Raw genomic sequence first — 14,046 nt, 5'->3', positions numbered from 1 at the left:
AAGACCTTTCATGTCGACCTCATTCCGTCCGACCGCCCTGGCTTTGTCTCTCGCCGTGGCTTTCCCCCTGCACACCCTCGCTCAGGCTGACACGTCAGCCACCCCGTTCCGTGAGGTCCCCGGTGTCCTCGACGTGCTGCCCCCCGTGGTCATCACAGCCCCGACCATGCAGACCCCGCTGGTGACGCAGTTCAACCCGCGCGACCCGCAACAGCCCCTGCCCGCCAACGACGGTGCCAGCCTGCTCAAGACCATCCCGGGCATGAGCGTGATCCGCAAAGGCGGCACCGATGGCGACCCCGTGTTCCGTGGCATGGCGGCCTCGCGCCTGAACATCCTGATCGACGGCGAGCACATCCTGGGTGGCTGCGGCATGCGCATGGACCCCCCCACCGCCTATGTCTTTCCCGACACCTTCGACAAGGTCAGCCTGATCAAGGGCCCGCAATCGGTCGAACACGGCCCAGGCGCCTCGGCCGGCACCGTGCTGTTCGAGCGCAAGCCCACCTACTTCCGCAAACCGGGCGCTGAATTCAAAGCCGCCCTGACTGGCGCCAGCTTCAAGCGCTACGACACCTATGTCGACGCCAAGGCCGGCACGCCTTTGGGCTATGTGCAGGCCCAGGCCACCGAAGCGGCCTCGGGCGATTACGAAGACGGAAATGGCACCCAAGTCAACTCGGCCTACCGTCGCCGCAGCGTCAGCGCGGCCGTGGGCTGGACACCAGACGAATACACCCGCCTGGAGTTGTCGGCCATTGAAAGCCGGGCCAAAGCCGCCTATGCCGACCGGACCATGGACGGCAGCAAGTTCGACCGCAGCAACGTGAGCCTGAAGTTCGAGAAGACCCACATGCACGGCCTGCTCAACGCGGTCGAGGCCCAGGTCTACAACAACTATGTGGACCACGTGATGGACAACTACACGTTGAGGCAATTTGTCTCCTCGATGATGATGTCCAACCCCATGTCGTCCAATCCGGACCGCGAAACCACCGGCGGTCGCGTGGCCGTGACCCTGCGCCCGGACGACGTGCACAAGATCGTGCTGGGCGTGGATCAGCAGACCAACATCCACACGCTGCGCAAGAGTGGCATGGGAGGCGATCTGGTCACGTCGTACGCCACCCAGCAGCGCATGGAAGACGCCCGCTTTCACAACCTGGGCCTGTTTGGCGAGGTCACCCATTTGCTCAATGACGAGCAGCGGGTGGTGGCCGGCCTGCGACGCGATCAGTGGGAGGCCAAGGACCGCCGCACCACGATGAGCAGCGGCATGATGAGCCTGGGCGCCAACCCCACCGCCGGCCTGAGTCGCGACGAGTCACTGCCCAGCGGTTTCCTGCGCTACGAGCACGACCTGGGCGAGCATACCCAAAGCTACATCGGCCTGGGCTACACCGAGCGCGCGCCCGACTACTGGGAGCTGTTCAGCAAGGAAGCCCTGAACAGCATCAGCGCCTTCGACAAGGTGAAGCCTGAGAAGACCACCCAGCTCGACGTCGGTGTCACGCACCGGCAAGGCCCCTGGGACACCTTCGCCTCGGCCTACGTCAGCCAGGTGCAGGACTACATCCTGATCCAGTCGAACGTGGTCAAGGGCATGCGCACGACCACCGTCGCGCGCAATGTCGACGCCCGTACCTGGGGAGCCGAAGTCGGTGCGCATTACAAGGTCACCCCTCAGTGGACTGCCCTCGGCAGCCTGGCCTACGTCAACGGCCAGAACCGCAGCAATGACCGCGCGCTGGGCCAGATCCCTCCGCTGGAAACCCGCCTGGGCCTGAACTGGCAGCGGGGCGCCTGGTCCGCCGGCAGCCTGCTGCGCCTGGTGGCCTCACAACACCGCTATGCCGTCAACGAAGGCAATATCGTGGGGCAAGACCTGGGCCGCTCGGGTGGTTTTGCCGTGGCCTCCTTGCACGCTGGCTATGCCTGGAGCAAGGCCGTCAAGCTCAGCGTGGGCATCGACAACCTGTTTGACAAGACCTATGCGGAGGCGATCAGCCGGGGGGGCTCCGGTATCAGCGGCTATGACACCACCTACCGTGTCAATGAGCCCGGCCGCACAGGGTGGCTGAAGGTGCAGGTGGCGCTGGACTGACGCCACCGCCCCCACACGAGCCGACACCTTGTTGACTCGCATCGGCCCGTCGCCCTGCAACTTCAGGGGGCGGCGGGCCGAACTGCACTGCGGATTCGCAGACAATCGAGATCTGCCGCTTTGCAGACCTTTACACGCCGCTCATGTCCTCTGTTGCGCCCACCGCTGTGTCCCCTGCTGACCTCGCCACGCCACCACTGCGGGTGCTGCCCCCAGATGACGTGCAGCGGCGCATGCTGCACAACGAGGTCCATGCCCGCCCGCCGGCTCGCATTCGCTTGCCGGCCCTGGTCGTGTACGTGGCCGTGCTCAACGAAGGCATCACCCGCGAGATGGAGTGGCAGCACCTGCGCCAACTCCCAGGCCAGGAAGACCTCACGCTCGAACACCTGTCGGGCAACTTTCAGCGCCTGCGCTTTGCCAACCACACGCTCAAGTGGGAGCGCCACACCGAGTTCACCCGTTACTCCATCGTGCAGGCCCTGCCCGAAGGCGCCCTCGTCCACGGCGACGATGACGAGCTGATCCGCGCCCTGGTCGTCGATCCGGCCTGGCTGGCGGCCATCCCCGGTCGCACCGTGGCCGCGATCATGATGGCCATGGTCCACGGCGATGTGGACGACCTGAAGGGCATGAAGACCACGGGAGAACCGTGGATTGAAGGTCGCGAGACCATGGCCTCGCTGCTGGGCATCCGGCGCTCCTGCGTGATGACCGACTTCCGCCTGCGCCCCAGTGGCTTCGAGCGCCTGCTGGTCATCTCGCCACCGGACACGTCCGAGCTGCGCGTGGGCCGCATCTCGCAACGCCTGCTGGAGCTGGAGACCTATCGTCTGATGGCCCTGCGCGGCCTGCCCGTGGCCAAGGACCTCGGCCCCATGCTCACCCAGTCCGAGGCCCAGTTGGCCGAGATCATGGCGCGCATGGAGAACGCCGAGACGTCAGACCAGGACTTGCTCAACACCCTGATCGGCTTGGCGGCGCGCATCGAGCGCGCCACGGCCACGCACATGTACCGCTTCTCGGCCACCATGGCGTACCACAGCCTGGTCGAGCAGCGCATCGAGCAACTGCGTGAAACGCCCATCCCCGGCACGCAGACCGTGGGCGAGTTCATGCTGCGCCGCCTGTCACCGGCCATTGCCACGGTGCAGGCCACCTCGCAGCGGCTCAGCTCGCTGTCACAACGTGTGGAGCGCGCCAGCGCCTTGCTGCGCACACGGGTGGACATCGCCACCGAAACGCAGAACCAGATGCTGCTGGAAAAGCTCACCAAGGGCCAGGACCTGCAACTGCGCCTGCAATCCACCGTGGAAGGCCTGTCGATCGCGGCCATCGCCTACTACGTGGTCAGCCTGATCCTCTACGTGGGCAAGGCGGGCAAAGCCGCCGGGCTGCCGGTCAACCCCGAGATGCTGGCCGGTGCGCTGATTCCGCTGGTGCTGGCGGGCGTGTGGTGGGGCACCCGCCAAATCCACAAGAAGCTGACATTCAACAACGGACACTGAGCCCGCTCAGTCCCAGCGCCAGGACCAGATCAGGTCGGCGGCGTTGTCCACCCCGGCTTGCAAACGCAGCGTGAAGCGGCGTGCCAGCGTGTAGATCAGCTGCCAGTTGCCGCCGGTGGCATTGAGGCTGCGCTCATAGCCCACATACCAGTAGCGCGACACCTGCTTGCCCACGTTGACCACGGTGTCACGCACCGCCCCATCGGTTTGCCGCACCGAAAATTGGTCCAGACCCAGCATGCCGATCAGGTTGTCGGACGGGGATGAGCCCTCGCCGGACAGCAGCGCCACTGCCGCCGTTTGCAGCAGCCCGATGTCGGCGCCCCCCAGACCCGTGGGCGCACGCCCCAGCACCAGCCACGACAGCTTTTCCGTCTCGGACATGGCCGGCTCGGAATACAGGCGGATGCGCGGGTCCTGCGCCGTGCCGGTGATCGCCACGCCCACCTTCACATCGCTGTTGCTGGCCATGGGCGACTGTGCCCGCATGGCCAGAATGTCCAGCCGCGGGTTCTCGATCGGGCCGGTGAAGGCCAGCGTGCCCCGTTCCACCACCAGTTTCTGGCCGTAGGCCGCATAGGTGCCGTTCTCGACGCGAATGGTGCCGTTGAGCGTGGGCCGGTTCGACGGCGTCGTGACCTTGAGCCCACCGGTCAGGAAGGCATCCAGGCCCATGCCCTTGATGCGCAGCTTTTTACCCAGGTCCACGTCCAGCTGCGCCACCAGCTTGCGCTGGGGTTCGCGCTTGCGGGCGCCGTTGGCGGTGGTGCCATTCGCGTCACCCACCGGGCGCGCATTCGCCGGCCGATTGACGACGGTCACATCGTCCCCCACCGTGGGTGCCGATGACTGGCTGATGTCGATCAGGCCCTCGTCCACCCGTGCATGTCCCTCGACCTCGATCGTCTCCGTACCCAGGGCGGCATTGATGTTCGCGCTGACCACCACGCGCCGGTCTACCCGCTGCAGCAGCGGGAAGTGGTCGGCAGTCAGGCTCAAGCGCGCCTGCGGGATCTCACCGAAGGTGCCCTGCCCCTGAGCGGTGATCAAGCCACCGGCCGGGCCGCCGCGGGCCTCGAAATGCTGCAGCACGATCAGGTCGCCCCGCAGCGACATCAGCAGCTTGCCGTCACTCAGGTTGACACCCAGCAAGGCCTGTCCGCCCCCCAGGTTCTCACCCACGACCTGACCGCTGTAGCGAGGCGCGCCCAGGGTGCCGGCCAGCTCCGCCTTGGCCTGCACCTGCCCACTGACGCGCCAGCCCGCTGGAATCCAGGTGCCCCAAGGGCGCAGATTGCCAATGGTCAGGTCCAGTTCGCCACGCAGAGGATCACTGCCCTGCGGACCCGCAGTCGGGTTCTGCGCCTGCACCACCTGCCGGCCCACCAGCTTGCCCAGGACACGACCTTCAAACAGCTCCGTCAAGGTCCAGACACCCTGCCGGGCCTGCAGACTCACCATCGCCTCGCGAATGCCCAGGCGCTGAGCGCTGTTGCCCTCGATGGTGGGCTCCGACAGGCTGAGGTCGCCCGACTTGCGCTGCACAGTGGCGTCCACCGTCCAAGGCTCCTGGCGGTTGTGCCTCACCTTCACGCCGCCTTGCAAGATCAGGTCACCGCCCCAGCCCGCTTTGGGCTGCCATTGCGCCAGCAGCTCCGGCAGGTTGAACGCCTCCAACTCCATGTCCAGTTCGGCCACGCCCACCGGATCACGCTGCCGGTCGGGCCACGTCCAGGCCGCTTCGCGCAGGTGCAGCATGGCACCCATCAGATTCAAGCGCGTGACGCCCAGGGTCACGCTCTCACTGCGACCGTCCTGGCGCCATTGCACCGGCATCGGCTGCAGGCGCAACACCTCGCGGCCCGGCGCCTCACCCAGGCGCACCGCCAGGTCCTGAATCCGCCCTTGCCACGCATGGGCGGTGTCGGTCCAGCTCATGCCCCCTTGCAGCGCCAGGTCCGTGGTCAGTCGCTCAGGCGGGGCACGGTCTTCCCCCTCGTCGGCCCCCGCAGGCACGGGCGATGGACGGGTCAAAATGGCACGCAGCTGCCCCTGGTGCGCTTGCACCGAGCCATTCACGCGCAGGCTTGCCTCCACCACCTCCACACTGGCGGCCCGCACCTGCTGCACATCCACATGCACCTTCACAGGCGAACCCGGTGTGCGCATGTCCAGGCCCCAGTCCGCTTGCACCGAGGCCACCGAGACGCCCTCACCTTCCTTGGGCAACCAGCGGAACCCACCCACGCGCGCCTGCCCGTCGCTGCTCACCCGGGGCCACAAGCCCTGCCCTTGGGTCGTCAGGTTCACCGCCCCACTGATCTGACGCGCCCCCGCCAAGGCGGCCAGAGGCTGCAAGGTCTGCAAGCTTGCCGCATGGATTTGCGCCTGCCACTGCGCGGACGGCGCCAAAGCCGGGCGCCCTTGCGGGTCCAGTCGCCAGGGCAGTTGCAACTGCGCCTTGGCCTGGTTGCCTGCGGCATCCAGGTCCATGTTCAACGTCATGACCTGACGGTTGCGGGGCGACTGCCATTGCACCGCCCCCTTGAGCGGCACGCCCGCCAACCAGCTGGGCGCCAGTTGCGCGTCCACGCTGCCCCGCCAGCTGGCGTCCAGCTCGAATTGCGCCTGGGCCGACAGCTGATGGCGCCCGCCGGCCCCCTCAGGCCAGGGCAGCCACAACTGCGGATCAAAGGCGCGGACACTCAAAGCCCCTTTCGCCTGCCATGCGGGCAAGGCGGCCGACGCGGTTGAAGCACCTGGCACCGCCGCCCCGGCAGGCTTCGCCGGGGCCCAACGCCATTGCGCATCGCTGAGCACCGCACTCGCCTCGCCCGACACCAAGGCCAGACGGGCGACGCTCACCACGCCCGGTGCATAACGGGCCGCCACCGTCGCCTCGACCGGACGCACGCCCGACGGCATGGCTTTCGCGCGCTCCGGCACGGCATGTTCGGGCCCGTACGTGCCCTTCAGGCGGGCGGCCAGGGTGGCCGCGGTGTCACGCCACGAAGGGGTGGCATCCGTAGGCGAGCGCTCGGGGGCCAAGGTCACCTCACCTTGCAATTGCAAGGCCGGTGCCTGCGTGTGCAACGCCTGGGGCTCCAGTTGGGACACGGTCACCTTCAGACTGCGGCCCTGGCCCCAACCGCCACTCAGTTTCACCTGCGCCGACTCGCCCCCTCGCACCCGAGGCATGGCCAGCTGCCAATCCACCACCACGGCGGCCAGCACGTCGTCGATCGAGCGAGCCTCGGTGGCCTTTGCCATCTGCAGCACGCCTTGCCAGTCTCGCACCGGCAAGCGCTGCTGGTCCCAAGCGCCGCTCAGGCTGTTGTGCAGGGCCACGCGCCACTGCAAATCGGTGTGGGCCGCGTCCTTGCCTTTGGCCCGGTCAGTGCCCTGGCCTTGAGGTTCGATGTCCAGCTTGCCCTTCAACGCAGTGCGTGGCAAGCCAGCGTGCAGATCGGCCAGATTCAGGCCATCCAACTGGGCCTTCAGGCGTGACACCGGCCACGGCGCAAACGCCTGCACTTGCGCAGCCACATCCACCGCCTGCGCCGTCTGATCTCCACGCTGCAACTGGGCCTGCGCCGTCACACCCAGGTCGGTCAAGGCCCCCTTCAAGCGCACATCGGCGCGGGCCTTCAAATCGGTCGACACCACCCCCGAGCCCTGCAGGGCCGCATCCACCATCATGCGACCGCGCACGTTCACATCGGCCTGGCCCTGCACCTGCCAATCGCCCCAGCTCAGGTGCTGCAAACGGATCCGGTGACGCGTGGGCAACAAGCCATCGTGCAAAGCCAGCCCCGCATCCAGGCCCTTGAAAGGCACCTCGCCCACCAGGTTGCTGGTGAATTCACCCACCTGCACGCGCCCCAGGTGCACCGACACGGGCAAGCTCAGGTTGCGCGGCGCCTGCAACGGCGTTTGCGAAGGCGGCCCGGCCACCCAGTGCAACCGCACCCGACGCACCTGCAGGCCCTGGGCCCGCACACCGGTGAACCAGGCCACCTCCGGGTCGGGCACCAGCGTCAAGCCCTGCCACGCGGGCGCCTCCAGGTGCACAAAGCCCCCTCGCGGCAAGTCCACTTCCACACGTTCTGCCTGGAAATGGCCCAGCAAGGCCCCCTGAGGCGCAGTCACCCGCACGCCCACGCCCGCCAACGACGACAGCACGCGCTGCGTCGCCCACTCGTTGTGTGCCAGGCCCCACACGGCCACCAACAAGGCCAACACCCCCACCACGGCCCACAGCGGCACCCAAAGCCAGCGCCACACGGAGCGGCGGCGCACGGTCATCGCCACAGCGGCGCCCTCGGGCGAAGCCGGCGTCGGCGGGGCCGATTCAGGCCGCTCGCTCACAGACTGATCCCCACACTGAAGTGCACGCGAAACTGCCCCGTCTCGGTTCCACGGGCCAGATCCAGACGCAGCATGCCCACCGGGCTGCGCCAACGCACGCCCACGCCGTAACCCACCTTCGGGCGCAGATCCCCCATGCGATCGGCCGCGTCGCCCACGTCCACAAACACCGCGCCCAGCAAGCTGGGCATGCGCTGGATGATCGGATGCGCCAGCTCGACGCTGCCGGTGGCCAAGGCTCGCCCGCCGGTGATGACGCCATCACGCGTCACACCCAAGGAGCGGTAGGCATAGCCACGCACGGAGTCATCCCCCCCCGCGCGGAACAGCAAGGTATCGGGCACGCTCACGGCATCGCCCGCCGTCACCTGCCCGGCTTCGGCGCGGGCGGTCAAGTGCCAATTGGCCGGCAAGGGCTGGTACGCCGTCACCCGCCCATAGGCTCGCACGAACGACCCCGTCTCATTGAGGGCCGAGTAGGTCTGCCCCAAGGTCAGGTCCGCCAAGGTGGTGAACCCCTTCGTGGGCAGGATCTGGTTGTCCACATGGCGCCAGATCCATTGCGTGGTGCCACTCACGGCCGAAGCGTTCGCCACCACCACCTTGTCGCGCGAGGTCACGCGGGCGTGCTGGTACGCGACATAGTGGGTGCGCTCGTGCACCTCGCCTTCTTCCAGGAGACCGACGCGGATGCGCTGGCTGGACGTCACGGCATCGTCGCTGTCCAGCAGGCGCGAGGCCTGTCCCGACACCAGGCCCCGCACGCGCCCTGGCCAGGGGTGCGAAGTCAGGTCCACCTGCCCACGCGACTCGCGCTTGCCGATCTGCAACGCGGTCTTCGCCTGCCAGCCCTGGCCCCACAGATTGCGGTGCAGATGCTCACCCGAGACCCGCGGCCCGGTGTCACTGCTCGCGCCAACCCCCACGGTGGCCGCCTGCATGGGCATTTCGCGCAACTGCACCACCACCGGCGTCGCATCCGCCTGGGTCGGATCAAAGCCAGTGGTCACAAAAACGTTCTCGAACAGATTGAGCTTCTGGATACGCTCCTGCCAGTCGAGCACCAGTTTTTCCTCGTACGGCTCGCCCTTCTTGAACGGCGCCAGATTCAACACGGCCGACGCCGGTTGACGGTGCAAGCCTTCAACGCGGATGTCCCCGAACACGAAGCCCGGCCCCGAGTCAGCCACCAGGAACAGCTTGGCGGTGCGCGCGGTCGCGTCCACCGTCACCGACGTCCCGCTCCATGACGCCGTGGGGTAGCCCTGGGCCCGCAACTGGGCCAACGCACCGTTTTTGGCAGACGACCACACGCTCTGGCGGAACACCTCGCCCACCGGCAAGCCCCAGGCGCTCGCCAGTCGGTCCACCAGCGATTGCGCGCGCGCATCCCCCTCGGACAGCGCCACATCCAGCGCGCCTTCGTAAATCATCTGCACCTTGCTGATGCGGGTGCGCTCACCGGGGACGACCTTGAGCGTCACCACCACTGGCTTGTCACTCACCTCGTCGTCGACGCGGGTGGTGATCTGAGCCCCGAAATAGCCCTCGGCCTCCAGCAGGCTGCGGGCCTCGTCGGGTGCGGAGATGACCAGACGCCGCAACTCGTTGCGGCTGATGCGCAGGTTGTCGTTGTCGGCCAACTCGCGCTGAAAACGCGCCAACTCCAAGTGCTGCGTCAACAGCGCATCGAGCGGGTCCGGCGCATCAACCTGGAGCTGCCACACCAAGGGCGGCAGACGCCGGCGGGGCGTCACCACCGTGGCGGGCGCCGCCTCGGCGTCCTCCACCTCCGGCACAGACACGGCCGGCGCGGGGGCAACAGGTGTGGTGGGCGCCGAAGGGGTGAACGGCGAGATCGGCACAGGGGGCGTCGCGCCTTGCGCCGTGGCACACAGGGGCACCGCGCTCAGCCACAAGGCGATCGCAGGCCACAGCCCCGGCTTCACGGACCCCAATTGGCTCATTTGCTCAGCAAACGCATGGCACTTTCGAGCCCTTGCAGGCTCATGGGGAACATGCGCCCGCCCATCAGCTGATGCATGATGGAAACGCTCTGGCGGTAGTTCCACACCCCCGGCGGTTCCGGATTGATCCAGACATGGTTCGGAAAGGCATTCGTCAGCCGCCCGATCCATTCCGCGCCCGGCTCTTCGTTGTTGTACTCGACACTGCCGCCGGCCTGCAGGATCTCGTACGGACTCATCGTGGCATCGCCCACGAAAATGAGTTTGTAGTCCTTGTTGTACTTGCGCAAGATGTCCCACGTGGGGATCTTCTCGGTGTAGCGGCGGTGGTTGTTCTTCCACATGAAGTCATAGACACAGTTGTGGAAGTAATAGAACTCCAGGTGCTTGAACTCCGACTTGGCGGCCGAGAACAGCTCTTCCACCCGGTGAATGTGGTCGTCCATCGACCCCCCCACGTCCATCAACAACAGCACCTTCACCGTGTTGTGGCGCTCGGGCACCATCTTGATGTCCAGCATGCCGGCGTTGGCCGCCGTGGCATGGATGGTGTGATCCAGGTCCAGCTCTTCGGCCGCACCCTGGCGGGCAAACTTGCGCAGGCGGCGCAAAGCCACCTTGATGTTGCGCGTGTCCAGCTCGATCGAGTCGTCGTAGTCCTTGAACTCGCGCTTGTCCCACACCTTGACCGCACTGCGGTGGCGTGAGCGGTCCTGCCCGACCCGGATGCCTTCCGGGTTGTAGCCATACGCTCCAAACGGCGAGGTGCCACCCGTGCCGATCCACTTGTTGCCGCCCTCGTGGCGCTCTTTCTGCTCTTCCAGCAACTCCTTGAGGCGGTCCATGAGCTTGTCCCAGCCCATGGCTTCGATCTTGGCGCGGTCTTCCGGGCTCAGTTCGCGCTCGAACTTCTTGCGCAGCCACTCCAGCGGCAACTCACGGGTCAGGTCAATGGCCTGCGTGGCCCCCTGAAAGTACGTGGCGAAGGTGCGATCAAATTTGTCAAAATGCGTCTCGTTCTTCACCAGGGTCATGCGCGCCAGGTGGTAAAACTCATCCACCGAGGGGCCAATGACCTCACCCTTGATCGCCTCGAGCAAGCTCAGGTACTCCGGGATCGTGACCGGCAGCTTGGCGTTGCGCAAGGCGAAGAAGAAATCAATGAGCATGGGCTTTCCAGAAAGTCGCTGCGCTATTTTCACCTCGGATTAACCCAAACGAAAGCCTGGGGCCTCTTGCAAGCCCAGAATCTGAACGTCCCCCCCATGGAAACTCGCCATTTGCTGCTGGCCTTTGTCCTGCTGACCCACACGCTCACCACCGGCCTGTGGTGGACGGCCGGGACCTGGATGGGGCTGTCCAGCCGCGCGGCGCGCTACTGGCTGATTGCCACGCTGGGCAATGGCGTGGGCCTGTGTCTGATGCTGGTGCCAGGCAGCGGCCCCGCCCAGCTCCGGGTGCTCACCGCCTGCTCGCTGGCGGCGCTGGGCGCGATCTGGCTGCGGCAGGGCCTGCAGGTCTTCCTCAAACTGCCCCGCGCCGAGACCCGCCAGCTGGCCTTGAGCATGACGCTGATGGTGTTCAACATCCTGGTCTGCGTCCCCTTGGGCTGGCAGGCGGCCGGGGTGGCCGTCAGCGCGGGCGTGGTCGCGACCACCATGCTGTGGAGCGCGCGCGAAATCTTCCACCCGCTGCGCCAGGAGTTCAAGCGCGGCACGGCCTGGGCCGCCGCACTGATGTTCGGCGCCGTGGCCCTGTGCGCCGCAGCAACGGGCCTGAGCCAGTTGCTGCCTCACGGGCCGTGGCCCTGGCTGCAAAGCCCCCTCGACACCCGCCAGTTTGTGCTGACCTTCGTCAGCGTGACGCTGTCCATCCTGACCAGTTTCGTGCTGGGCTACATCGTGGTCATGCGCCTGGTGGCACGGCTCGAACACCTGTCGCTGCACGACGGGCTCACCGGTTTGCTCAACCGGCGCGCCATCGAGACCCTGCTCGAGCGCGAAGCGCAGCGCCTGGAGCGCTTCAACCAGCCTTTCGCCATCCTGCTGATCGACATCGATCACTTCAAGCGCGTCAACGACCGCCTCGGCCACCCAGCTGGCGATCAGGTGCTGATCGAGGTGGCGCGACGCCTGCAAGCCGAGGCCCGCGAGGTCGACCATGTGGCGCGCTATGGCGGCGAGGAGTTCTGCATGCTCTTGCCCCACACCGAGCACGAAGGCGCCCTGCTGGCTGCCGAGCGCCTGCGTGAAAGCGTGTGCGAACGCCCCATCAACTGGGGCAATGCCGCGGTGACGGTCACCATCAGCATGGGCCTGGTCTGCGCCAACGACCCGCAGGAGTCGCTGCAGTCGCTGTTGCGGCGCGCAGACGCCGCCCTGTATCAGGCCAAGGACGGCGGGCGCAACATGGTGGTGTTGGCCCCCACGAAGGACGAGACCCTCACGCCGGGGGCCCCGCAGGCTTGAGCCTCAGCGGTTGTGGCGGGCCATGTGGACCAGCTTCTCGAACAGGCTGAGGTCCTGCTCGTTCTTGAGCAAGGCGCCCACCAGCGGCGGCACGCTGACCTTGTCGTCCTTGCTCTGCAGCACTTCCAGCGGAATGTCTTCGGCCACCAGCAGCTTGAGCCAGTCGATCAACTCTGAGGTGCTGGGCTTCTTCTTGAGGCCCGGCAGATTGCGCACTTCATAGAAGTGGCGCATAGCGGCCTGCAACAGATCCTGCTTGATGTGGGGGAAGTGAACCTCCACGATCTCCTTCATCGTCGACGCGTCGGGGAAGCGGATGTAGTGGAAGAAGCAGCGGCGCAAGAAGGCGTCCGGCAGGTCTTTCTCGTTGTTCGACGTGATGATGACCAGGGGGCGGTGCTTGGCCTGGATCAGCTGACGCGTCTCGTAGCAGTAGAACTCCATGCGGTCGAGTTCGCGCAACAGGTCGTTGGGGAACTCGATGTCGGCCTTGTCGATTTCGTCGATGAGCAAGGCGACCTGCTGATCGGCATCGAACGCCTGCCACAAGGTGCCTTTGACGATGTAGTTGTGGATATCGCGGACCTTCTCGTCACCCAACTGGCTGTCACGCAAGCGGCTGACGGCGTCGTACTCATACAGGCCCTGCTGCGCCTTGGTGGTCGACTTGATGTGCCATTGCAGCAAAGGCATGCCCAGCGCTTCAGACACCTGCTCGGCCAACATCGTTTTGCCGGTGCCGGGCTCGCCCTTGACCAGCAAGGGGCGCTGCAACTTGAGGGCGGCGTTGACCGCCAGTTTCAAGTCATCGGTGGCGACGTATTGATCGGTACCTTGGAATTTCATGCGCTGACTCAACAGGGTTGCTACTGTGTTCGAGTATAGGCGGAGCCTCAATAATGGGTTGCTCGACCGTGTTTCACTCAGCAGCCATTTTCCACTGCCCGCCCATGAAAACACTGCCTCTCTTGCTCCGTTCTTTTGGCGTCTTGACCTCTGCTGCCTTGCTGGCGTCCGGCGCCTGCGCCCAGGATGTCAAAGCAGGTGATGCCCATGCGGCACGCAGCAAGGTCGCGATGTGCATCGGCTGCCACGGCATACCGGGCTATCAGTCGAGCTTCCCAGAGGTGCACAAGGTGCCCAAGATTTCGGGGCAGAACGCCGCCTACCTGGCCTCGGCCCTGACGGCCTACCGCAAGGGCGACCGCAAGCACCCCAGCATGAAGGCCGTGGCCGCTTCGCTGACCGATCAGGACATTGCCGACCTCGCGGCGTACTACGCTTCGAATGGTCAGGATCTGCCCCCCAGCCCCGGCAAGGCGGTCGAAGCCAGCCCGCCCGTGCAGGCCCTGCTGACCAAGGGCAACTGCGTGGCATGTCACGGCGAGAACCTGAGCAAGCCGATTGACCCGAGTTACCCCAAGCTTGGTGGCCAGCACGCCGACTATCTGTACGTGGCGCTCAAGGCGTATCACACGGTCAACAACCCGAACATCGGGCGAGCCAACCCCATCATGGCGGCCCAGGTGCAGCCCTTCACCCCCCTGGAGTTGAAGCAGCTGGCGCAACACATCGCCACCCTGCCCGGTGAGCTCAAGACGGTGCCACAGTCGCGCCTGCGCTGAGCCCTT

8 protein-coding genes are annotated in these 14,046 nt (G+C 66.2%); 4 read left to right on the top strand and 4 right to left on the bottom strand.

Features of this window, described 5'->3' with window-relative positions; genetic code table 11:
• Positions 1-10: 10 nt before the first annotated feature.
• Together AC3WW4_RS08760 and AC3WW4_RS08755 are read left to right on the top strand one after the other, a co-directional pair.
• Positions 11-2,104 (top strand): TonB-dependent copper receptor, encoded by a 2,094-nt coding sequence (locus AC3WW4_RS08760; RefSeq protein ID WP_488828019.1) that lies wholly within the window; start codon positions 11-13, stop codon positions 2,102-2,104.
• A 143-nt stretch (positions 2,105-2,247) separates the two neighbouring features.
• The gene (locus AC3WW4_RS08755) at positions 2,248-3,612 is read left to right on the top strand and encodes a DUF3422 family protein (RefSeq protein ID WP_488828018.1); all 1,365 of its coding nucleotides are present in this window, start codon (positions 2,248-2,250) and stop codon (positions 3,610-3,612) included.
• 6 nt (positions 3,613-3,618) lie between these two features.
• On the opposite strand, the gene AC3WW4_RS08750 is transcribed toward AC3WW4_RS08755, so the two are convergent.
• The 3 genes from AC3WW4_RS08750 to AC3WW4_RS08740 are packed head-to-tail and all read right to left on the bottom strand — an operon-like array spanning position 3,619 to position 11,116.
• The gene (locus AC3WW4_RS08750; RefSeq protein ID WP_488828017.1) at positions 3,619-7,980 is read right to left on the bottom strand and encodes a translocation/assembly module TamB domain-containing protein; all 4,362 of its coding nucleotides are present in this window, start codon (positions 7,978-7,980) and stop codon (positions 3,619-3,621) included.
• Positions 7,977-9,947: an autotransporter assembly complex protein TamA gene (locus tag AC3WW4_RS08745; protein WP_488828016.1), complete on the bottom strand. Its 1,971-nt coding sequence runs from the start codon at positions 9,945-9,947 to the stop codon at positions 7,977-7,979. The genes AC3WW4_RS08750 and AC3WW4_RS08745 overlap by 4 nt, the downstream gene beginning before the upstream one ends.
• On the bottom strand, positions 9,944-11,116 hold the full coding sequence (locus tag AC3WW4_RS08740) for a vWA domain-containing protein (RefSeq protein WP_488828015.1): 1,173 nt from the start codon (positions 11,114-11,116) through the stop codon (positions 9,944-9,946). Before AC3WW4_RS08740 ends, AC3WW4_RS08745 begins: the two co-directional genes overlap by 4 nt.
• A 96-nt stretch (positions 11,117-11,212) precedes the next feature.
• Here AC3WW4_RS08740 and AC3WW4_RS08735 point away from each other — a divergent pair, with 96 nt between their 5' ends.
• Entirely contained in the window at positions 11,213-12,415 is a 1,203-nt protein-coding gene (locus AC3WW4_RS08735; protein ID WP_488828013.1) for a GGDEF domain-containing protein, read from the top strand.
• Between the two features lie 3 nt (positions 12,416-12,418).
• Here AC3WW4_RS08735 and AC3WW4_RS08730 read toward each other — a convergent pair whose 3' ends face one another.
• On the bottom strand, positions 12,419-13,261 hold the full coding sequence (locus tag AC3WW4_RS08730) for an AAA family ATPase (protein WP_300158229.1): 843 nt from the start codon (positions 13,259-13,261) through the stop codon (positions 12,419-12,421).
• A gap of 104 nt (positions 13,262-13,365) precedes the next feature.
• Here AC3WW4_RS08730 and AC3WW4_RS08725 point away from each other — a divergent pair, with 104 nt between their 5' ends.
• A complete protein-coding gene (locus AC3WW4_RS08725; protein ID WP_488828012.1) occupies positions 13,366-14,040 on the top strand; it encodes a c-type cytochrome in 675 nt (224 codons plus the stop codon).
• Positions 14,041-14,046: the final 6 nt, after the last annotated feature.

The sequence above is a fragment of the Aquabacterium sp. TM01 genome, from assembly GCF_057808345.1.
The sequence above is the reverse complement of the archived record's forward strand: the minus strand, read 5'-3'. Positions and strand labels throughout refer to the sequence as shown.

Excerpts from the sequence above, each read along its gene's own strand:
- AC3WW4_RS08760 (WP_488828019.1), top strand. The coding sequence starts at position 11 with ATGTCGACCTCATTCCGTCCGACCGCCCTGGCTTTGTCTCTCGCCGTG.
- AC3WW4_RS08755 (WP_488828018.1), top strand. The coding sequence starts at position 2,248 with ATGTCCTCTGTTGCGCCCACCGCTGTGTCCCCTGCTGACCTCGCCACG.
- AC3WW4_RS08745 (WP_488828016.1), bottom strand. The coding sequence starts at position 9,947 with ATGAGCCAATTGGGGTCCGTGAAGCCGGGGCTGTGGCCTGCGATCGCC.
- AC3WW4_RS08740 (WP_488828015.1), bottom strand. The coding sequence starts at position 11,116 with ATGCTCATTGATTTCTTCTTCGCCTTGCGCAACGCCAAGCTGCCGGTC.
- AC3WW4_RS08735 (WP_488828013.1), top strand. The coding sequence starts at position 11,213 with ATGGAAACTCGCCATTTGCTGCTGGCCTTTGTCCTGCTGACCCACACG.
- AC3WW4_RS08730 (WP_300158229.1), bottom strand. The coding sequence starts at position 13,261 with ATGAAATTCCAAGGTACCGATCAATACGTCGCCACCGATGACTTGAAA.
- AC3WW4_RS08725 (WP_488828012.1), top strand. The coding sequence starts at position 13,366 with ATGAAAACACTGCCTCTCTTGCTCCGTTCTTTTGGCGTCTTGACCTCT.